This window comes from Aliivibrio sp. S2TY2, assembly GCF_028765525.1.
Classification (GTDB): domain Bacteria; phylum Pseudomonadota; class Gammaproteobacteria; order Enterobacterales; family Vibrionaceae; genus Aliivibrio; species Aliivibrio finisterrensis_A.
In genome coordinates this window covers 343,401-364,669 of sequence record NZ_JARACS010000003.1, presented here as the reverse complement: position 1 = coordinate 364,669, position 21,269 = coordinate 343,401, and the positions used below count along the sequence as shown (strand labels likewise).

Annotated in this window: 17 protein-coding genes; 13 read left to right on the top strand and 4 right to left on the bottom strand. The window is 38.8% G+C overall.

The genetic code is table 11. The annotated features are described in order from the left end of the window. Positions 1 to 291: 291 nt before the first annotated feature. The gene (gene cls / locus PVK63_RS08035) at positions 292 to 1,746 is read left to right on the top strand and encodes a cardiolipin synthase (RefSeq protein ID WP_130047435.1); all 1,455 of its coding nucleotides are present in this window, start codon (positions 292 to 294) and stop codon (positions 1,744 to 1,746) included. Between the two features lie 71 nt (positions 1,747 to 1,817). On the opposite strand, the gene folE is transcribed toward cls, so the two are convergent. Further along, positions 1,818 to 2,471, bottom strand: a complete 654-nt coding sequence (gene folE / locus PVK63_RS08030) for a GTP cyclohydrolase I FolE (RefSeq protein WP_130086156.1) — start codon at positions 2,469 to 2,471, stop codon at positions 1,818 to 1,820. Between the two features lie 154 nt (positions 2,472 to 2,625). Here folE and moeA point away from each other — a divergent pair, with 154 nt between their 5' ends. From moeA to PVK63_RS07990, 8 genes are all read left to right on the top strand, one after another. Beyond that, on the top strand, positions 2,626 to 3,870 hold the full coding sequence (gene moeA, locus PVK63_RS08025; protein WP_130086155.1) for a molybdopterin molybdotransferase MoeA: 1,245 nt from the start codon (positions 2,626 to 2,628) through the stop codon (positions 3,868 to 3,870). 10 nt (positions 3,871 to 3,880) lie between these two features. Next, positions 3,881 to 4,630, top strand: coding sequence for a molybdopterin-synthase adenylyltransferase MoeB (gene moeB, locus PVK63_RS08020; RefSeq protein ID WP_130086154.1), 750 nt, complete (start codon positions 3,881 to 3,883; stop codon positions 4,628 to 4,630). Between the two features lie 257 nt (positions 4,631 to 4,887). Then, the gene (locus PVK63_RS08015; RefSeq protein WP_130046078.1) at positions 4,888 to 5,709 is read left to right on the top strand and encodes a phosphate ABC transporter substrate-binding protein; all 822 of its coding nucleotides are present in this window, start codon (positions 4,888 to 4,890) and stop codon (positions 5,707 to 5,709) included. A 75-nt stretch (positions 5,710 to 5,784) separates the two neighbouring features. Next, positions 5,785 to 6,711 carry a phosphate ABC transporter permease subunit PstC gene (pstC, locus tag PVK63_RS08010; RefSeq protein ID WP_130046077.1) on the top strand — a complete coding sequence of 309 codons (927 nt, stop codon included), beginning with the start codon at positions 5,785 to 5,787 and terminating at the stop codon, positions 6,709 to 6,711. Positions 6,712 to 6,715: 4 nt separating this feature from the next. Then, positions 6,716 to 7,573, top strand: coding sequence for a phosphate ABC transporter permease PstA (gene pstA / locus PVK63_RS08005; RefSeq protein WP_130086153.1), 858 nt, complete (start codon positions 6,716 to 6,718; stop codon positions 7,571 to 7,573). 53 nt (positions 7,574 to 7,626) lie between these two features. Continuing rightward, positions 7,627 to 8,376 (top strand): phosphate ABC transporter ATP-binding protein PstB, encoded by a 750-nt coding sequence (gene pstB / locus PVK63_RS08000; RefSeq protein WP_130046075.1) that lies wholly within the window; start codon positions 7,627 to 7,629, stop codon positions 8,374 to 8,376. A gap of 148 nt (positions 8,377 to 8,524) precedes the next feature. Continuing rightward, entirely contained in the window at positions 8,525 to 9,157 is a 633-nt protein-coding gene (locus tag PVK63_RS07995; protein ID WP_130086152.1) for a YccT family protein, read from the top strand. 42 nt (positions 9,158 to 9,199) lie between these two features. Next, positions 9,200 to 9,763, top strand: a complete 564-nt coding sequence (locus PVK63_RS07990; RefSeq protein WP_130086151.1) for a pilin — start codon at positions 9,200 to 9,202, stop codon at positions 9,761 to 9,763. A 62-nt stretch (positions 9,764 to 9,825) separates the two neighbouring features. On the opposite strand, the gene PVK63_RS07985 is transcribed toward PVK63_RS07990, so the two are convergent. Next, positions 9,826 to 11,466: a methyl-accepting chemotaxis protein gene (locus PVK63_RS07985; RefSeq protein WP_130086150.1), complete on the bottom strand. Its 1,641-nt coding sequence runs from the start codon at positions 11,464 to 11,466 to the stop codon at positions 9,826 to 9,828. Positions 11,467 to 11,599: 133 nt separating this feature from the next. Then, a complete protein-coding gene (torS, locus tag PVK63_RS07980; protein ID WP_130086149.1) occupies positions 11,600 to 14,479 on the bottom strand; it encodes a TMAO reductase system sensor histidine kinase/response regulator TorS in 2,880 nt (959 codons plus the stop codon). A 74-nt stretch (positions 14,480 to 14,553) separates the two neighbouring features. Between torS and torT the strand changes: the two genes are divergently transcribed. Both torT and PVK63_RS07970 read left to right on the top strand, forming a co-directional pair. After that, positions 14,554 to 15,549 (top strand): TMAO reductase system periplasmic protein TorT, encoded by a 996-nt coding sequence (gene torT, locus PVK63_RS07975; RefSeq protein ID WP_130086148.1) that lies wholly within the window; start codon positions 14,554 to 14,556, stop codon positions 15,547 to 15,549. A 70-nt stretch (positions 15,550 to 15,619) separates the two neighbouring features. Then, positions 15,620 to 16,075: a methylglyoxal synthase gene (locus tag PVK63_RS07970; protein ID WP_130046070.1), complete on the top strand. Its 456-nt coding sequence runs from the start codon at positions 15,620 to 15,622 to the stop codon at positions 16,073 to 16,075. 80 nt (positions 16,076 to 16,155) lie between these two features. Here PVK63_RS07970 and helD read toward each other — a convergent pair whose 3' ends face one another. Next, the gene (helD, locus tag PVK63_RS07965; RefSeq protein ID WP_130086147.1) at positions 16,156 to 18,219 is read right to left on the bottom strand and encodes a DNA helicase IV; all 2,064 of its coding nucleotides are present in this window, start codon (positions 18,217 to 18,219) and stop codon (positions 16,156 to 16,158) included. Between the two features lie 167 nt (positions 18,220 to 18,386). Here helD and yccS point away from each other — a divergent pair, with 167 nt between their 5' ends. Continuing rightward, positions 18,387 to 20,564 carry a YccS family putative transporter gene (yccS, locus tag PVK63_RS07960; RefSeq protein WP_130086146.1) on the top strand — a complete coding sequence of 726 codons (2,178 nt, stop codon included), beginning with the start codon at positions 18,387 to 18,389 and terminating at the stop codon, positions 20,562 to 20,564. 130 nt (positions 20,565 to 20,694) lie between these two features. Then, positions 20,695 to 21,192 carry a glycine cleavage system protein R gene (locus PVK63_RS07955; RefSeq protein WP_130086145.1) on the top strand — a complete coding sequence of 166 codons (498 nt, stop codon included), beginning with the start codon at positions 20,695 to 20,697 and terminating at the stop codon, positions 21,190 to 21,192. The last annotated feature ends 77 nt before the right edge of the window (positions 21,193 to 21,269 follow it).

The following is a 21,269-nucleotide window of genomic DNA, read 5'->3' as shown; positions in this document are numbered from 1 at the left end:
TATATTGTTGTGTATGCACTGTGTTTATATATGAGCATCAAAATGGTGTATAAAATTATGTACACTCTAAAAAATGTTGAATAACGCTCAATATTTGCAAGTAAAACAGTTTGAGAATAAAATTGAAACCCCAGCAATCATATTTTTTAACGTACAGCCCTCTTTTTTAACTTAAGTGTTTACAAAATCATCAATACGCTTTATTTTGTAAATATTTTCCTTATACCCTACTTATTTCCTTCGACTCCTGATTTAATATAGATTCACTTACCACTCTTGCGATCAAGGTTAATGGATAAATTTTATCAAGCGCTTACTCTTATCGGTTTCATCTTATATTGGTTATTAGTAGCTGGTGTAACAATACGGGTGGTTTTCAAACCAAGACCTGTTGGTGTCTCACTTGCGTGGCTAATGATCATATATATCATTCCTGTTCTTGGCGTTATCGCCTACTTTCTGATCGGTGAGCTAAACTTAGGACGAACAAGGGGAGAGCGTGCAAAGGCCATGTTTACGCCTTATGAGGAGTGGTTCGCACAAGTCCACCATTGTCAGCACCACCAACCACAATCAATCTCTCATCGAATTTCGTCAATACATAATCTCTGCTCAAATCGTGTGGGCATACCTGCACTCAGTGGGGACACTTTATCTTTACTTAATACACCATCAGAGATCCTCACCGCTATTGTTCGAGATATTGAAAAAGCTGAACATGAAATCAATATGGAATTTTATATTTGGCACCATGGTGGCTTGGCAGATAGTGTTGCGAGTGCATTAATTAAAGCAGCTAAACGTGGAGTGACCGTCAACGTACTTTTAGATTCGGCAGGCAGTATCGATTTTTTCAAAAGTCATTGGCCAAAGCTGCTTAAAGATTCAGGTGTTAACATAGTAGAAGCGTTAAGTGTAAGTCCATTTCGTATGTTCTTTCGTCGACTGGATCTGCGCCTACACCGTAAAATTGTGGTTATCGATAATCAGGTTGCTTACACAGGTTCAATGAATCTCGTTGACCCACAATACTTCAAGCAAAATTCAGGAGTTGGGCAATGGGTTGACGTCATGATCCGCATTACTGGCCCTAATGTTGCTGTTTTAAATACGATTCATGCATGGGATTGGGAAGTGGAGACAGGGATCAGAGAATTGCCTGCACTGCCTGAATGTCCAATATCGATTGACCCATTCAACCATACGACACAAGTTGTTCCATCAGGCCCAGGGATGCCTGACGATATTATTCAACAAGTATTGATTACCGCGATTAATCAAGCAAGAAAATCAATCACTATTACTACGCCTTATTTTGTACCTAGTGAAATATTGCTGCATACGTTACGAACTACGGCTCATCGTGGCGTGGAGGTAAAGCTTATTTTACCAAAGAAAAATGACTCTTTAATGGTCAGTTGGGCATCTAAATCATTTTTTGAAACGCTATTAAAAGCAGGCGTTCATATTTATGAGTTTAATGGTGGCTTGCTACATACCAAATCAGTAGTGATTGATGATAGCTATTGTATTATTGGTACCGTAAATTTAGATATGCGTAGCTTTTGGCTAAATTTTGAAGTCAGTTTGATCGTTGATGATCCTGAATTTACCAAACAATTATCATGGGTATTAGACGGTTATCTAGAACAATCTACCCCGATAGAACTCGCAATATGGCAACAGCGTAACTTACCTCATCGCTTTACTGAACGATTCTTCTCAATGTTCAGTCCGCTGCTTTAAATACATATTAAAAAAGCCCGTAACTTATCGACTAAGTTACGGGCTTTTTACTGTCTATGCTGTCGTAATATCTAGCGGATACCGCTTAAAAATTCATGCCTTGTTGCTGGGTTTCTCTTAAAAATCCCACCAAGCGCAGTCGTTGTTGTGCTGCTTGTTGCATCCATAACGCCACGAGACTTAACACAATAATGCGTCGCTTCCATTGTGATCGCTACATCATCACAACCTAATAAGGTTTGCAGAGCCACTAAAATTTGTTGAGTCATGCGCTCTTGTACTTGTGGACGCTGCGCAAAAAATCGAACAATGCGGTTAATTTTAGATAATCCGATGATCTTTCCTCGCGGGATATAAGCCACTGTAGCCTTACCATCAATAGTCACTAGATGATGCTCACAAGTACTGGTTAACGTAATATCGTTAACACGCACCATTTCATCACAATTCATTTTATTTTCAATCACTGTGATTTTCGGAAAATTTGCATAATCTAAACCAGAGAAAATTTCATCCACATACATCTTTGCAATACGGTGTGGTGTCTCCTCTAAGCTATCATCACTAAGATCAAGGCTTAATAGCGTTAGAATTTCACGCATATGCTCTTCTATGCGCTCTTTTTTTTCTTCTCGACTAACACCATTTTCTTTCATTGGCGTCTCAAGACCACGTGCAACAAGGGCATCACGCACTAATACGGCTGATTCACTAAGTGATGACATCGTATACTCCAAAATTCCATAATCAATTGAACTTCGCTAAGGATACCTGCTCTGTCAAATAAATACACCCTGATTTTATTAGGTCTATTAGATGTTAAAGGTCAAAATATGGTAATGTTCAATCATTATTACGATTAATGTAGAGAGTACCCTAATGGATTGCTGCGCAACTCAAGGTTTAATTCCAGTAGAAACCGCTTTAGAAACCTTATTATCTCAAGTTTCTCCAGTATCAAAGACCCATTCTTTAGCGCTTGCTGACGCCATTGGCTTTGTATTAGCTGAAGATATTCGTTCTCCTATTAATGTTCCCCCATTTGCTAACTCGGCAATGGACGGTTATGCGGTACGTATTGCAGATTTAGAGCAATCTTTAACCTTACCTGTCGCTGGTAAATCTTTTGCTGGTGTGCCATTTGAAGGTGAATGGCAAACACAAACTACCATTCGCATTATGACAGGAGCTAAAATCCCTGAAGGCTGTGATGCGGTGATTATGCAAGAATTAACAGCAGAATCAGATGCCGGCATTACCTTTGAACTTAATCTTGCAGATGTAAAACCACAGGCGAACATTCGTCCGATTGGCGACGATGTATCTCAAGGTCAAACTGTCCTTGCTAAAGGTCATCGTTTAACGCCACGCGACATTCCGTTAATTGCATCATTAGGTATTAATGATATTCCCGTAGTAAATAAGCCAAAAGTCGCTTTCTTCTCAACAGGTGACGAGCTTAAGCCCCTTGGTCAGCCATTAGAAGATGGTCAAATCTACGACAGTAATCGCTACGGTATTAAAGTATTAATTGAACGTTTTGGTTGCGAAGCGATCGATCTTGGCATTATCCCAGACTGCCCAGAAACACTAAAAGAAGTATTCTTAAAAGCTGACAAAGAAGCCGATGTTGTTGTTACTTCTGGCGGCGTAAGTGTTGGCGAAGCGGATTATACTAAAGATATTTTGGATGAATTAGGTCAGATCGGTTTTTGGAAATTGGCGATTAAACCTGGCAAACCTTTTGCGTTTGGCCAGTTACCTAACGCTTACTTCTGTGGTTTACCTGGAAACCCAGTATCAGCAATGTTAACCATGTATGTACTTGTACAGCCAATGCTTGCAAAACTTGCGGGCCATACAAAATGGGAAGCACCAAAATCAATCCCTGCAAAAGCAACATCTGCATTTAAAAAACACCCTGGCCGTACTGACTATCAACGTGGCATTTATTCTATTAATGAACAAGGCCAATTTGAGGTATCGACGACGGGTAATCAAGGTTCTGGTGCCTTCAGTTCAATGAGTGTTGCCAATTGCTTCGTTGTATTAGAACGTGAGCGTGGCCGTGTTGAAGCGGGTGAAACAGTTAACATCGAACTTTTCAACGCATCACTATACTAAGAGCTTATTCATGAGTGAATTAACTGATAATGAAATGCTTCGTTATAACCGTCAAATCATCTTACGTAATTTTGATTTTGATGGCCAAGAAGCATTAAAAACAAGCTCTATACTTATGATTGGTGCCGGTGGCCTTGGTTGCGCATCCAGCCAATATTTAGCGGCAGCGGGTATTGGAAATTTGACTCTGGTTGATGATGATACCGTAGAGCTTTCAAATCTTCAGCGTCAGGTATTACATTGCGATGAGACCATTGGTGAAAAGAAAGTTGTATCTGCTAAAATGGCGTTAAATCGAATTAACCCAAACTGCCACATCAACACTGTAGATAAGCGTCTATCTGATGACGAGTTACGCTCATTAATTGCCTCTCATGATCTTGTCCTTGATGGCACCGATAATGTCGATACACGTAACCAATTAAACCGATTATGTTTTGAATCTAAAACACCATTAGTTTCTGGTGCTGCAATTCGTATGGAAGGTCAAGTCAGTGTTTATACTTATCAAGATGATGAGCCTTGCTACCAATGTTTAAGCAGCTTATTTGGCCAACAAGCATTAACTTGTGTAGAAGCGGGGGTAATGTCTCCTGTTGTTGGAATTATTGGCTCAGTCCAAGCCCTAGAAGCGATAAAAGTATTAGCCAATTACGGTCAACCTTTAATCAGTAAACTGCTAATTCTTGATGCCCTATCGATGAATTGGCGAGAAATGAAGTTGGCTAAAATGACTAATTGCTCTGTTTGCAGTCATTAAAAACACATTTAATTATTTATTTAAAGGCGGTGAAACCATAAAAGGTTACCGCCTTTTTTATTTTCAATATCCATAAAATCCCCAATAAAAACAAACACAAATATAAACCTTCCCCCTCGAAATGGTAAGAATCAGAGTTAACCTTTCTTCTCATGTAATACACATTTAAGAAAACTGAAATATAACTGTCACATAATTTTCCTAAAGTGACCTCGTCAACTTAATTACGGCATGAATGCCAGACAAAGGAAATGAAAATGAAAAAGTCAGTAATCGGCGCACTAGCAATTATTAGTTCAGTAGTAGCAGCACCAACTTTAGCAAAGGAAACCATTTCTGCAGTAGGTTCAAGCAGTGTCACTCCTCTTATGGAAGTGTTTTCTGAAACTTACATGAAAGACCATTCAAACGTATTTATCGAAGTTCAAGGTCCAGGCTCCTCTGCTGGTGTAAAAGCAGCAAAAAATGGGTCTGCTGATTTAGGTATGTCTTCACGTAATCTAAAATCATCAGAAAAAGAACCAGCACTTAAAGAGCTGATTGTCGCTCATGATGGTATCGCTGTTGTAGTAAACCCAAGTAACAAACTTAAAGGGTTAACATCAGAGCAAGTAACGGCTATCTACAAAGGTGAAGTGAAAAACTGGAAGGAAGTAGGCGGCGCAGACAAACCTGTTGTTGTAATTACTCGTGATACTGCATCTGGTACTCGTGGTGCATTTGAAGACATCATGAGCCTGAAGAAAAAAGTATCAGGCATGAAAGTATCAGCGATTTCACAACGAGCTCAAGTTGCTAACGGCAACGGTGCTCTAAAAACAATGGTAGCAAGTAACCCATACGCAATTGGTTACATCTCTTTAGGTACTGTTGATAGCTCAGTACACGCACTAGCAATTGATAATGTAGAGCCAAGTATTGCAGATATCAAAAACGGGACATACAAAGTATCACGTCCATTCCTTGTTCTATACAAAGAAGGCCAACCATCAGCTGAAGCACAAAAATTCCTTGATTGGATGACAGCTGAAACCGCTCAAAACCTTGTTGAAAAGAAAGGCTACATCTCAGTTAACTAATTTCTACCCTATTGCCTGACCTGCGAAGGTTGGGCATTTTTCCATTTCGAATTTTTCGACATGTGAGTATTTATTATGACCATCGCAATGAATAATCAAAATACAGAAAATCAAGTAAAACCATCTAACAGTCCATTACGAGAAAAGAAACGAGTAGATTGGAGAGAACGCATTTTCCACGGCTTATTTTTAAGTTGTGCTGTTATTGGTATTGTTTCACTAGCGACTATCGCTTATTTCATCATTAAAGAAAGTATCCCTGCATTTCAGCAAGCTGGTGTGAGTGGTATTGTATTAGGCCAAGATTGGTTGCCACCTGCACTGTATGGTGTATTCACCATGATCGTTGCCTCAGTTGTGTCTACTTTTGGCGCGGTATTAGTTGGGGTTCCCGTTGGTATTCTTACCGCTATTTTTATTGCTGAAATTGCACCTAAACGAGTCGCTGATATTATTCGTCCAGCCGTTGAACTTCTCGCGGGTATCCCATCAGTTGTTTATGGCTTCTTTGGCCTTGTTATTATTGTTCCATTAATTCAAGACATATTCCAAGTCCCTGCAGGTAACACTATTCTTGCTGGTATTATTGTTCTTGGTGTGATGATCCTTCCAACGGTAATTACGGTATCTGAAACATCCATCCGTGCGGTTCCGTCAACATACCGAGAAGGTTCACTGGCACTTGGCGCTTCTAAAATATTTACTATTTTTCGTATCCTTCTTCCTGCTGCTCGTTCAGGTATCATGACAGGCGTAATTCTTGGTATTGCTCGTGCATTAGGAGAAACCATGGCAATCATCATGGTAATGGGTAACGCCCCAGCAATGCCGGAAGGAATTTTAGATTCAGCTCGAACATTAACCGCAAATATCGCAATTGAAATGTCATACGCAAGTGGCATTCACGCCAACGCCCTATACGCAACCGGTGTGGTATTGCTTGTATTTATCATGTCTCTTAATGGCATTCTTCTTTACTTAAACCGTGAAACGGCGAAATAAGATCATGAATAAATTAAAGAAACAGCGTCAAATTAAAGACCAGATTGCTTCAGGATTCATTTGGTTATCTGCTGCAATTACCGTAGGTTTCCTATTTTGGATTATCTGGTACATCCTTTCGAATGGCATGCAACACGTAAGTTGGTCATTCATTACCGATAACTACACACGAACAGGCGAAGAACACGGTATCTTCCCTATGATAGTCGCAACCTTATACATGGTGCTTGCTTCTATTGCTGTTGCTGCCCCGCTTGGGATCATGACGGCAATTTACCTAACCGAATATGCAAAGGTAGGCAGTAAACTGGTTAAAGTGATTCGCTTTTGTACTGAATCGTTAGCGGGTATTCCATCGATTATCTTTGGTTTATTTGGTATGACTTTCTTTGTGGGTATTCTAGGTCTTGGATTCTCTATCCTATCTGGCGCTCTAACACTGAGTATTTTGATACTGCCAGTAATAATTCGTACAACAGAAGAAGCATTAATGGCTGTGCCTCAAACATTTCGTGAAGGTTCATACGGACTTGGCGCATCAAAAATTTATACGATTTGGCGCTTAATCTTACCAAGTGCAATGCCAGGTATTTTAACTTCCGTTATTTTGAGTATTGGTCGTGTTATCGGTGAATCGGCGCCTGTATTTTTAACGGCTGGTATGGTGGCTCGTATTCCTGATTCATTACTGGATTCAGGTCGTACTCTAACCGTTCACCTTTATAAGCTAACGACAGAATTATTTACTATCGACGAGTGGAACCAAGCATATGGAACGGCAACCGTACTTATCGTTCTTGTTCTTATCATTAATATGCTAACCAAGCTATTGGCTCGAAAAATCAATAAAGCATCTTACTAAAATAAATTAAATCAGTGGCACGACAATAAGTTGCGGCTGATAAGGAAAATACAATGAATAAATTTAATATTGAAAACCTAGACCTTTTTTACGGACAAAACCAAGCGCTTAAAAACATCAATTTGCCAATCCCTGCAAAGCAAGTAACGGCACTTATTGGTCCTTCTGGCTGTGGTAAATCAACCCTTTTACGTTGTTTAAACCGCATGAATGATTTGATTGAAGGCGTAAAAATCACAGGTCTTGTCAGTCTAGATGGTAACGATATTTACGGTAACATTGATGTTGCTGACCTACGCATCAAGGTTGGAATGGTTTTCCAAAAAGCGAACCCATTCCCAATGAGCATTTATGAAAACGTCGCTTACGGCTTAAAAGCACAAGGCGTTAAAGATAAGAAAGAGTTAGATGCTGTAGTAGAGAAATCATTACGCAGTGCAGCATTGTGGGATGAAGTGAAAGATCGCCTAAAATCACATGCTTTTGGATTATCTGGTGGTCAACAACAACGCCTATGTATTGCACGAACGATTGCAATGCAACCAGACATTATTTTAATGGATGAGCCAACATCAGCACTTGATCCAATAGCAACGCATAAAATTGAAGAGCTAATGGAAACCCTAAAGAAAGATTACACCATTGTTATTGTGACTCACTCAATGCAGCAAGCACGCCGCATCTCAGATAAAACGGCTTTCTTCCTAATGGGTGAATTGGTTGAGCACGATGACACTCAAATTATTTTCTCAAAACCAAAAGATGACCGCACACAAGGTTATGTAAACGGTGACTTTGGTTAATTGATTCAAAGAATAATAACAAAGCGATGGAAACTCTTGCCCCTCTAGTTAGGGGCTTTTTTGTTTTCTACATTCTCTTTTATAACCATTTCCTTATCTTCATAATCTAAGTACACTTGGTTAAAATTATTATGATGAGGTGTACTCAATGAAAATTCATTCTCTTTTTGCTGCTAGTTTCTGTCTTCTTTCATCCATTTCAGCAAACGCTGCCATTCAATTAACGGTGCCAGACAACGTTGAACTATTATTAGTTGATAACCAAGAAGTTGAGCTTAAGAGCTCTTTTTTCTCAACCACATCAACCCTTGAGTTAGAGAATGGCGAGCATCAAATTGCATTCCGATATAACCCTGTATTTAAGCAAGGTAAAGACAACATTATTGTATCTAGTGATATTATCGTCTCTAAATTTTCAGCTTCAGATAAAGAGTTAGCCTTTAAATTCCCTACGTATAATTCTCCAGAGAAAGCCGAAGCCTTTAATACTGAACTGAATTGGAATTTAATTGACCAAAATGGCGAAACCGTCCCATTTACTCAGGCGCAATTAATACATCATGGTGTTCAAGTGGGTCGCAATATTCAATTTGAATTAGCTCAATTTAATTCCACTGATGCGCCAGCAGCCTTTAAAGAAGGCATGGTGACAGTAACTCATAAAGAAATTAAAAATGAACAAGGCGAAAATACAGCAGAACAAATGCTGCATTATTGGTATGAAAAAGCAGATAAAGAAACAAAGGAACGCTTTGCCTCTTTTGTATTAAAAACAAAATAATACCTATACTTCTTTTGTATGTCATAAAACACGGAGGTTTATATGAAAAAGAAGGTTATTGGTTTTACGCTTATTGAATTAATAGTGGGTATTGTTCTTATTGCTATTCTAGCGATTGTTGCCGTACCTAAATTTCTTAACTACTCCTATAATGCCTACGTATCTCAAGCAGAGGGAATTGCCGCTAACTTTGAACAATCTGTTATTTTTACGCAATATCGCTGGATAACTAGCGGGGATTTAATTGCACAAACGGATCTTGAAGGGTTTGCAAGTGAGGACTTAGATGTAAATACATTGGGCTTTCCTCTTGGTATCAAAAAGAATCGAGTTATGGCCCAACCTAAAAATATTGGTAAGGGCAAACAAGGCTGCAATGATTTATGGAATGCTCTTTTGATCGATCCACCAACAGTTTCTCATCGCCAGAAGGATGAAACCGATTTTCTTTCAGTTCGTTATCGCAGTGAAGGGCAAAGTTTTCAAGATTCATGTTATTACATAAATCGCTTGTACGGTTTTAATAGCAGTAACCCTGAAGAGTCACAAATTAAAATCTCTTATAACTCCTCCAAAGGAACCGTTGTCGTTATTACTAAAAAATAAAAAAATAGCCTACCGTTAATGGTAGGCTACTTGTTTTCAATTTATTGAATCTATTGAATTTATTACACTTTAAATTGAGATACCAAATTATCCAACTGTTGACACTGCTCAGAAAGTGATTCGCACGCATTACCTGAGTTGCTCACCATGGTAACCATTTGTGAACTATTATCCGCAATGCGTTGAACATTTACGTTTACATCATGGCTAACATGACTTTGCTGATTTGCTGCTGTTGCTATTTGCGTATTCAAATCATTCATAGTAACAATTGCATTCGTAATTTGTTGTAATGACTGTGAAGCTTGGTTTGCTAACTTAATGGTATTTTCACCACTCTTTGTGCTAGATTCCATAGCAACAACCGCTTCTTTCGCTCCTGACTGCAGGCGTTCAATCATTTTCTGAATCTCGCCAGTACTGTCTTGAGTCTTACTCGCTAGCGCCCTAACCTCATCAGCAACAACGGCAAAGCCACGTCCTTGCTCTCCAGCACGAGCCGCTTCAATCGCTGCATTCAATGCTAATAAATTCGTTTGCTCTGCAATCCCTTTAATCACATCAAGAATAGATGCAATATTAGATACATCGCTGTCCAGCGTTTGAATGACATCCCCTGCTTGTGAAATCTCATCAGCTAAGCTCTGAATTGAAACTACCGTTTGTTGTAAAATTGCCTCTGTCGTTTCAGATTCAGTTGTTGCTCCAAGACTTGCTTGTGCTGCCTCATTCGCATTTTCATTAACCGTATCACTGGTTACCTGCATCTCATGGACAGCCGCTGCAACAACTTCACTCTCTTGTTGCTGGCTGGTAGAAAATTCAGCAATGTTTCGTGTTATTTCTTGAATATTGTCCATTTCAGAGCGAACCGCATTAGATGAGACAATCACATTCGATACTGTACCGTGAATTCTTGATACAAATTGGTTAAACGCTTGTGCCAACTTACCTATTTCATCTTCAGATGATACGGCAATTCGCTGCGTTAAGTCAGCATCACCAGAGGCAACCTCTGACATGGCTTTCTCAAGTGATTTAATCGGTCTTACAATTCCATTACCTAATGACCAAATGGCTAGCAAAGCAAGAATAACAGCACCCGCGGCACCAATTTCTGAAATTAATTTTACGGATTGAACCCCTTCGTAGCTCTGCTCCCTAAGCTTAACCTGTTCTGCTACAATAAGACGGCTAATTGACTTTAACTGCTTACGCATCGTCTTAAATTGCTCATCTAATTGATCGCTATTTTTTTGATAATATTCTTGTGAATTATTCGGGTCAGAGAATAGAGGTTCGTATAACTGTATCCACTTTTCAGCCGCTTTAATCAAGGTAGTTAATTCAAACTGGGTATGAGAAGGTAAAATATTGGCTTCATAAAGCTCTTGAACTTTCTTCATTCGAGGGAGTGCTTTATATGCATTATCTTTAAATTCAAAAGTATGGTGCTCAATATCAGCCACAGTTGTCGATAGCATTAGTCCTTGTGCTGCTGCTGTGACTTGATAAAGATCTCGATAAGCATCTTCCAAACTTTCATTAACTGGTTGAACAAGATCAACAAGTTTATAGTTAATGCCTTCCTGTTGATTCAACTTAATTACATTTAGAATTGAAATCGTACTAAATAATAAAACAATCGCCAACAATGGAATTGCGATTTTATGACCTACTGATAAACGTCCAATTAGTTTCATGACCTCTCCTAAGGCAAACCAGTTCTGATATCCTCGGACATTATCATTAGAATTCTCAAAAACAATACATAAAGAGGGCGAATAATCGACGCAGTTCACAATTCAATGAAGACTTTCACTATCTACATGTTTATTAAGTAAAAAATTTATTTATCGCCAAAATTGCAGCGCCATAAATCTGACTTAGTTCATCATTTTTACACTGTGATATATCATTATTTTTTCCATGCTGCTCGTAAGCATGGCAAAGCGAATGAAATTGCATTAGTCCTAAACTTCCTGCTGAACCTTTTAATTTATGTGCTAGTTGATTAACTTGATGCGCATCAGAACTGTCTATTGCTTCTTTTAGTTGAAGTACATTCTCTTTAGAAGACTGTTTAAATAAATTAATGATTTTAAGCATTCGCTCTTCACCTAATACCGCTAAATCACTTTGAAGTACTTTCTCGTCTAATATCATTGCTATTGTCTCTTCTTTCACACCATTATTCATTTGAATCACTTTTTCAGATTCAGAAATCTTACTCAATTCTGAAACTTGATGGGCATCACTCAAAAAACGATTCAACATTTTTATAAGTTGGTTTTCCACCAATGGTTTTGCCAAGAACCCATCAAACCCTGCAGCTAAATAGCTCTCAACATCTTCATTAAATACGTGCGCAGAAACAGCCAACATCGGTGTATTTCCTTCAGTATTCTCTTTTGATTTCTCAATATCTCTTAATCTTTTTTGTAATGATACGCCATCAGTGTCTGGTAAATTAATATCTAGAAGTAACATATCAAACTGCGTCTCTTTCACAGCTTTTTCCGCAAGAGCCCCTGTATCTACCGCCGTTACTTTATGACCTAAGCGCTCAAGAAAACCAACCGCGACCATTTGATTAACAGGGTTATCCTCAACTAAAAGTAAATGGGCTGGCGCCACAGTAGGTTCTATTCCTTCATCATTAGAGGTTGTAATACTATGGCCCTCTTCTAAATCTAAAGAGAACCAAAAAGTACTGCCTAACCCTTCTTTAGAGTCCACCCCAATTTCACCACCCATAGCTTCAATAAGGCGCTGGCTGATAGCTAGTCCTAATCCTGTCCCGCCATACACTTTCTGGCCTTCTTCTGCTTGAGTGAAGGCCTCAAATAAACTATTAATTTCATGCTCAGCAATCCCAACACCAGTATCCACCACTTCAAATAATAAAGTACTGTCTAAAATAGTATGCAACTGGATAGTCACGCTTCCGGTATGAGTAAACTTAACCGCATTTCCCACAAAATTATTAAGAACTTGCCTAATTCGAGTGCAATCCCCTAACCACCATGCTGGGATATCAGCAGGCACGTCAAATGATAAGGTTATTCCTTTTTGTTGCGCTCTTGAGCTAAATAAATGATGGACATCGGTGATCATTGAATGGACATTAAAGTTCACCGTTCGGATCGATAAATGACCCGCTTCTATTTTTGAGTAATCCAAAATGTCATTTAATAAATCAAGAAGGTTTTCACCACTGCGATTAATGATATCTACATATTGCTTTTGCTGTGCTGTTAAACCACTGCCACGAAGGAGTTCTCCCGTACCTAAAACGCCATTAAGAGGTGTTCTAATTTCATGGCTCATTGTGGCTAAAAAAGCAGATTTAGCTCGGTTAGCTTGTTCGGCTAAATCTCGCGCTTTATCATGATTAATGATCTCAACATTTAGTCTTTCATTACTTGATTTAAGCTCTTGTGTTCGCTGAGCAATTTGTAACTCTAAACTGTCTTTATAATCTTGAAGCTCTTGAGCGGTATCGCGAGCAACTAAGATTGATCGTCCCATTTGTGCCAATTCATCATCACCGGAGGTATCTAATTCAATATCAAGCTGTCCATTAGCAACATCCGTAATCGCTTGTTCATATTGGTTCAACCTCATGATCACTCTGGCATATACATAACGCCACATGATATAGATAACTAAACAGAGCCCTAACAAAGTAATAGAGATAAGCAGTTGTTGCACCACTTTAAGAACAAAATTCACATCAGCAACCGCCTGCTGAGTCACATCATTAGCTTGGTCAAGTAGTTGAGCAATCGTAAGGTTTAACTCTTGAAATTTATGTATGTTTTCATCACTTAATGCTTTCAATTTTTTATTAATATTAACTAGCTGAATAAGTTCACTAAAAAGACGTTCACTTTTTGTTAGGTTATTTGCCAACGTTAACATTTGTTGAGTGCGACTCGGATCTTCAACCGCTTGCACACGACGAGTAATGATGGTCATATCGCGAGTAAAGTCTTGACGCAATTTTTCTACTTTAGCAATATCATTACTGTTTCTTGCATCATCAAGAGTATTAACGACTTTGAACGTCAATAAACGCAATTCATGTAATCGTTCCGCTAGGTCTAGGTCGATTTCAACAAGCGTATCAAGCGCTCTATAAACAGAGTCTTTATCTCCGTTGTCAACTAAATCATAAATTTTAACGACATTGGCAATAGTGATGGTATTAGAGTTCAATACTTGAGAGCGAGATAACTCCTCTAGCTGCAGTGCGGCTTTTGTTAGTTTTTTGCTTTTTTCTTGAATGAGGCGATGTAAAACTACCTTTTCACCAACGTTATTACCCATTGTTGCTAAGTTATCGACAATATCTTGTACTTGATGATCCAACCGTGTCAGTAAGGCTTTATCAAACGGATAAACACCTAACCCTTTTAAACGGTCGTATAAGCTTTCAATTGAGGTGAATAACTCTTTACCATAAGTCTTTCTCTCTTTTTCAGAATCAACTTGAGAGAGCAGTTGAGAGGTCGAAATGATTTTAGTACTTAAGTCTGAAATATATCGAGCTTCAATGACGGCTGGGATAGCAGAATCAATTACGGTTCTTTCGGTTTTTTCAACGTATGAGAACCCTAAAACCCCCACCACGGACCCAAAAGCCATGAGGGCAATCATTACCATAAAAGTAAGAAACAGCTTGCGACCGATCCCTGTAGAAGCAAATAACATAATCTTGAATGCACTTTAGAAAAGAGAGTAATGCGAGTATCATATCACCAACCTAAAGTCAGTGCGAAGAGACCATGAAACTTACTTTTCATTCAATAGCAATTCTATTACTTTCCATTTTATTATCCCCTATTGCCTCAGCAAAAGAACCTTGGAAGATATGCGCTATTTATCCTCATTTAAAAGACTCATATTGGCTATCAGTTAATTATGGGATGGTAAAAGAAGCAAAACAAAATAACGTTGAACTCACCGTATATGAATCAGGTGGATACCCAAATGTTAACCGTCAAAAAGAACAAATTAAACAATGTGTGGCTATTGGTGCAGACGCGATCATTTTAGGTACCGTTGACCCTGTTGCCTTTCAATCAGACTTAAAAAAACTAACTAAAAATATCCCTGTCTTTGCTAGTGTAAACGAATTAGTGAGTTCGCTTCCACCTCGCCCTCCTCTTCATCTTGGCGAAGTGGGAGTAGATTGGTACAACATGGGGTTTAAAGCTGGCGAGTTTCTAGCAAAGCAGCACCCAAAAGGGTCAGGTATTACCTATATTGGCTGGTTACCAGGGCCTAAAACTCGAGGTGGAACCAAACCTGTGACTCAAGGGTTTAATGATGCTATTAAAGAAAGTGACATTATTGTTAGTGCAACTTATTGGGGAGATAATAGTAAAGAATTACAACGAAACCTAATTCAAGATGCGCTTGAGAATGAAAAGCTAGATTACTTAGTTGGCGGAGCTGTGGCCATTGAAGTTGCGATCAGTGAGTTAGCTAGCAGAAAAATGCAAAACCAAGTTGGTTTAGTTTCAACTTACCTAAGTCATGCGGTATATCGCGGTTTATTACGAGAACGTGTGCTATTTTCCCCTACAGATCAAATGGTACTGCAAGGTCGATTAAGCATTCAGCAAGCTATTGGCTATTTAAACCACCACCCCTTGCCTTTTAAAATATCACCAACGATTGAAACGTTAACACCCGATCATTTACCTAAAAATATATTGCAAGATTCTTTATCTCCAGCGGAATATCGACCTACATTCTTTGTTGCTGCTCAAGATTAGTATGATTGTCATGTAATTGAGATGAAGAAACACTAGGCTAGGTTAAAGTAAAACTAAATAAGGAACCTTAATGAAAAAAACAACACGGATTATCCCTGCGCATAAAAATATTGCACTTGTCGCTCATGACCATTATAAACCAGAGCTACTGCGCTGGGTTAAGGAGAACAAAGACGCATTGCAGGGACATTTTTTATTTGGGACAGGGACAACAGGAAACCTACTCAGCCGTGAAACAGGACTTGCTATTAAGAGTTTATTAAGCGGCCCTATGGGAGGCGACCAACAATTAGGTGCATTAATCTCTGAAGGTAAAATCGACATGATGATTTTCTTCTGGGACCCTTTAAATGCAGTACCTCATGACCCAGATGTAAAAGCATTACTACGTATTGCAACGGTTTGGAATGTCCCGGTTGCCATGAACCGTGCTAGCGCAAAATTAATGATCACATCCCCTAATATGACGCAAGAAGTTGAAATTGAAATTCCTGATTACGATGCTTATTTAGCTGAACGCTTATAAATATTAGTGGAAATCAAATACAAAAAATCCCTTACTGCACCAATAGCTCAGTAAGGGATTTTTTATTGGTTTCTAGTTAATTATTCAATGATCACTGGATAATCTTTATCAACTAACTCTTGAACAAAAGGAGAAGGCTTACCATGGTATACCACCCACACTTTTCTTTTTGCTCTAGTTAGAGCTACATAAAATAAACGACGCTCTTCTGCATAACTAAAATCTTCTTCATGAGGAAGCAGTGCGCCATCCAATGACTCAGCTCTTGATTTCATTGGGAACTGGCCATCGGTCATCTCCACAATAAAGACGTAATCTGCTTCTGTTCCTTTACTGGCATGACAGGTTTTATATTCTAAGTTTAAGCCTGGATAATACTTTAACCATTCATCAAAATTATCTGGCTTATGGTTGTGATTGCGCCCTAAAATAACGACATTTTCACCTTTGCGCGCATTTTTAGATAAAGACAGTAACTCTTTTTCTATTGAACAATGCTCAATAACTTTAACTGCCTTTCTCTTCTGCTTAGTAAAACTAATCAGCTCTTTTTTAAGCTGCATAGGGTTTTCTTGAATAAAGCGATTCGCGACTGCACCAATTTGATCATTAAAACGATACGTTGTAGATAAATGTGCAATTTGAGTCGATTGAAAACGTTTCTCAAACCCAGTTGTTAATGATACATCTGCCCCGGCAAAACGATAAATAGCTTGCCAATCATCACCCACAGCAAACAACGTCGCTTTGGTATTGTGCGTATTTTCGTTATGACAAATCGCTTCAATTAAATCTAAGCGTTGAGGTGAAATATCTTGGTATTCATCAACCATGACAAAAGACCAAGGCAAATCGTATTTTTTATCATTAATGTACTGCTTCGCTTTTGATATCATCAATTCATAATCAATCGCATCTTCATGCTTTAACGTTCGCTCATACGCTTTGAAAAATGGCCAAACAATATTTAGCTCACTTTTTAAACGAGCAGCATCTATATGCGTTTCTATTCGTTCAATGATCTCTTTTTTATCAAGTTGTAATGCATTCAATTGGCATATTTGCTTATATAGCCATTCTTGCAATTTCTCATTATGCGATTCTTCTTTTAAATCGACATCCCCTCTCAAATAAGCAATTGGCCACTTTTTAAGATGTTTTTTCCAGCGATTACTTGCTGTCGCATTTTTCCATTCAGAATCAAGTACATGGATAAACCACTCTTTACGCGATTTAACATCCGTTACTAAACAAGAAAGTCTTGGCTGTTGATATTCAACATGGCGAATAATATCCAAACCCAGTTGATGAAAAGTGGCGACTTTTACTTTTTGTCCAATGTCGAATCCCAATTTTTCGATAATACGAGCTGACATTTCTTGTGCCGCTTGACGACCAAAAGCAAGTAATAAAATTTCGTCTGCTTGTGCATGGCCACTTTCAATTAAATAGCGCACTCGTGCTACAAGTACACTGGTTTTTCCAGAGCCTGCGCCTGCAAGTACTAACGTATGGTCTTCATTTAATAATAGCGCGCTTTGCTGAGATTCATTTAATGGCTGAGACTCACACTCAGAAAAGAAGGTTTTCCACTCTACTTTTTGTTCTTCTAACCATACTTCATTTAACTTTTTCAGCTGCTCTTCAGGCTCAGTTAACCAATTTAATACTGGTGCAATACTGTCTGGTTGCAGTTGCTCAGCCAATGGTATTGAAAGGCCTGTTTGCTCAAAAAGATCGTACAGTTTTTCGACCATCATTAAGGCTTCGGTTTGTTTAAGAAAACGGCGTTGAGAAACAAAATCATCAACCAATTCCAACATTTGTGGTTTTAATTGATTTAACATTACTATCTTTGATTCTTTCCAATCGGCATACGCATTTAAGACGTTATTAATAATAGCGTCACACTCTTGCCACGGTAGCCCTGAAACTCGCCATGCGACCTGATCATTTCGATTGTAAAAACAAAGAGAACTCCAAACCAACCCTCTTTGAAAAGTCACCTTCCCACTCCATTTATCAAATGGGACTGATACTTGGAATTTATGTGAGGTAAACAACAGCTGCTCTGGTTCTAATTCAAGTTGATAATAATCACCCTGAACTAACCACTGAGCGAAAGTGGTTGCTTTGATCTGCATTATTCAATACTACCTAAAGAAAATTTAACTCGAAGAGTGCCTAGGATATCAGGTTCTTTTTTTGTTGTCCCAGATCAGTATTAAGACAATGATCTTGTCGCTTATACTTTTTTCTCGATAGGACTTTGTTATGATAGATTTTTTCCACTCGTTAGATACTGCTTATTGTGACTTATCGACAAATTTTTCGCCAATACTGGGCTAATAAAACCATCAACTTTAGTGTTCGTGTATTGCTCGCTTTAGTCGGTGCCGTCATTCCATGTTGGTATTTGGAACAAAACACAGCTATTACTCCTTTAATTCTGGGTATCATCGCTGCTGCTTTAGCTGAAACAGAAGATAAATTATCAGGCCGACTTAAAGCATTATTTTTAACCTTTATTTGTTTTGCTATTGCCGCATTTTCTATCGAGTTGCTTTTCAATACACCTATTTTATTTGCGATTGGTCTCTTCTGTTCAACCGTCTCCTTTATCATGCTTGGTGCATTAGGGCCCCGTTACGCCAGTATCGCGTTTGGTTCATTATTAATTGCGATTTATACCATGTTAGGCGCAGCCGACAGCCCAAACCTTTGGTACCAACCAATGTTATTATTGGGGGGGGCTGCTTGGTATTATTCGATATCCCTGACTTGGCAGATTTTCTGGCCTCTGCAACCGGTACAACAAAATCTAGCGACCGTATTCGAAACGATGGCACGATATTTAGAAATTAAAAGTGAACTGTTTCACCCTGTAACTAACTTAACGCCTCAACCTTATCGTATTCAAGAAGCTAAGAATAACGCACAAATGGTAACGGCATTAAACAACAGCAAAGCCTCATTACTTACTCGAGCTCAAGGCGGGCATGTTGTCGGTGCTAGCGACCGATTTTTAAAAATATACTTCATTGCTCAAGATATTCATGAACGTGTCAGTTCTAGCCATTACCGCTACCAAGACCTTGCGAATACGTTTAATCGTAGTGACATTCTTTTTCGTTTTAAGCATTTACTTCATAGCCAATCTTTAGCCTGTAAAGAGGTTGCTCGCTGCTTATCTCTAGGTTTATCCTACCAACATGCACAAACGTCCATTTTTGCATTAGATGAACTACAGCAATCTTTAATCGCAATAAAAGAACAACAACGACCTGAATGGCGACTCTCCGTTATTCAACTTGAATATCTGTTTAATAACTTAGCAACCGTTGAGCGTCAATTCGCTAATATTAGTAATCCAGAACGTAGTCTTGATATTGAAGAAGATACGGTATTAGCAGACCAAGGAGCACACACACCAAAGGCAATGTGGCAACGCTTAAAAGCCAATATGACTACTGATTCCGTTCTATTTCGCCATGCTATTAGAATGGCTCTCGCACTTACTGCCGGTTATGGCATTATCCAAGCGTTTGATTTAGAACGTGGGTACTGGATTTTATTAACCACTCTTTTTGTGTGCCAACCAAACTACAGTGCAACTAAAGAGAAATTAGTCGCTCGTGTTGCAGGCACGATTATTGGTTTATTGGCAGGAACGGCACTCTTAGTTCTGTTTCCCTCTCTTGATAGTCAACTGGTTCTCATGGTTATCGCTGGAGTGTTATTTTTTGCTTTCCGTCTTGCTAACTATGGCTTTGCAACAGCCTTTATCACCATTTTGGTTTTGTTCTGCTTTAACCAATTAGGTGAAGGCTATGCGGTTATCCTTCCTCGTTTAGGTGATACCATTGTTGGCTGTATTTTAGCGGTTATCGCTGTCACTTATATCCTACCCGACTGGCAATCAAAACGTTTGCATAAGGTAATGGCTGATACAGTGAATGCGCATCAGGATTATTTAGCTAACATAATTTCGCAATATCGAGCTGGTAAAAAAGATTCCTTACAATATCGATTATCCCGCAGACAAGCACATAATAATGAGGCGGCACTCAGCTCTGCCATCAGTAATATGTTGATTGAACCGGGTAAATATCAAACAGCGGTGGATGAGTCATTCCGTTTTCTTTGTTTATGTCATGCCATGCTGAGTTACATTTCGGCACTTGGTGCTCATCGAACCCGTTTAAAAGATGAAGAAACACATCAGTTAGTCGCAGAATCTCATCGCATTATCCATTCACATTTGAACCAAATTCAATGCCAACTCAGTAATACGGATTGTAATGATAAATTGAATATTATTGCTGAAGAAAGTATTGAACAACGCCTCTCAGAATGGCGAGATGAGGATGAAAATTCAGTAAGAATGGTGCTGCAGCAACTGCATTTAATTCATCAAATTTTACCTGAAATGCATTCACTCTCTGAAATACTAAGCTCACGCACTAAAGAGGTAAAAGTAGAGCGATAAAGTTTGAAGTAGATCATTGTCTTACCTCGGTAAGTTGATACTTATCAAACATTTTTCTACTTAGGCGTCTACACTAAATAGTAGCTACTCTTTACTATAAAAAGATAATAACTCTGTTGGAGGCGTCACTATGAAAAGTGTATTTATTGCTGCGTTTGTTGGTATTTCTAGCCCTGACTTAATTAAGCGCCTTGCTTCTGTAACTCATGAAGAAGGGGGAAAGTGGTTAGTCAGTAAGGTTCACTATCTTGATGCGCATATTTCAGCGGTCATTAAAATTGAAGTACCTACAAGCCGTAAAAAAGCTGTGCAAGATTATTTTTCTTCTCAAGATGATCTCATCGTTACGTTTAGTGATGCCTTAGAAACCATTGTAGAGCATCAGCACACTCGTCTAAAAGTCGATGCTGAGGACAGAGCTGGTATCGTAAATGACATCAGTAATATACTGCAAAAAGAGTCTATTGAATTAATAGATATGGATAGCCATCGTATTGGTGTTCCCGCAAATGGCAGCAGCGTGTTTACGGCAACATTAAGTTTAAAACTACCAATCAGCGCCAATATTAATGACTTAGCCGCTGAGATCGAAGCGCTAAGTGAAGATATGGTCGTTACCGTTATCTAATGCTAACCAGCGTAGCTCTTTGATTATTTTTGTTAACTCATAAAAAATGACCGCCTAAAAACGGTCATTTTTACTGT

Bases quoted from the DNA above. Each gene is read 5' to 3' on its own strand.
- cls (WP_130047435.1), top strand. From the start codon at position 292: ATGGATAAATTTTATCAAGCGCTTACTCTTATCGGTTTCATCTTATAT.
- folE (WP_130086156.1), bottom strand. From the start codon at position 2,471: ATGTCATCACTTAGTGAATCAGCCGTATTAGTGCGTGATGCCCTTGTT.
- moeA (WP_130086155.1), top strand. From the start codon at position 2,626: ATGGATTGCTGCGCAACTCAAGGTTTAATTCCAGTAGAAACCGCTTTA.
- moeB (WP_130086154.1), top strand. From the start codon at position 3,881: ATGAGTGAATTAACTGATAATGAAATGCTTCGTTATAACCGTCAAATC.
- PVK63_RS08015 (WP_130046078.1), top strand. From the start codon at position 4,888: ATGAAAAAGTCAGTAATCGGCGCACTAGCAATTATTAGTTCAGTAGTA.
- pstC (WP_130046077.1), top strand. From the start codon at position 5,785: ATGACCATCGCAATGAATAATCAAAATACAGAAAATCAAGTAAAACCA.
- pstA (WP_130086153.1), top strand. From the start codon at position 6,716: ATGAATAAATTAAAGAAACAGCGTCAAATTAAAGACCAGATTGCTTCA.
- pstB (WP_130046075.1), top strand. From the start codon at position 7,627: ATGAATAAATTTAATATTGAAAACCTAGACCTTTTTTACGGACAAAAC.
- PVK63_RS07995 (WP_130086152.1), top strand. From the start codon at position 8,525: ATGAAAATTCATTCTCTTTTTGCTGCTAGTTTCTGTCTTCTTTCATCC.
- PVK63_RS07990 (WP_130086151.1), top strand. From the start codon at position 9,200: ATGAAAAAGAAGGTTATTGGTTTTACGCTTATTGAATTAATAGTGGGT.
- PVK63_RS07985 (WP_130086150.1), bottom strand. From the start codon at position 11,466: ATGAAACTAATTGGACGTTTATCAGTAGGTCATAAAATCGCAATTCCA.
- torS (WP_130086149.1), bottom strand. From the start codon at position 14,479: ATGTTATTTGCTTCTACAGGGATCGGTCGCAAGCTGTTTCTTACTTTT.
- torT (WP_130086148.1), top strand. From the start codon at position 14,554: ATGAAACTTACTTTTCATTCAATAGCAATTCTATTACTTTCCATTTTA.
- PVK63_RS07970 (WP_130046070.1), top strand. From the start codon at position 15,620: ATGAAAAAAACAACACGGATTATCCCTGCGCATAAAAATATTGCACTT.
- helD (WP_130086147.1), bottom strand. From the start codon at position 18,219: ATGCAGATCAAAGCAACCACTTTCGCTCAGTGGTTAGTTCAGGGTGAT.
- PVK63_RS07955 (WP_130086145.1), top strand. From the start codon at position 20,695: ATGAAAAGTGTATTTATTGCTGCGTTTGTTGGTATTTCTAGCCCTGAC.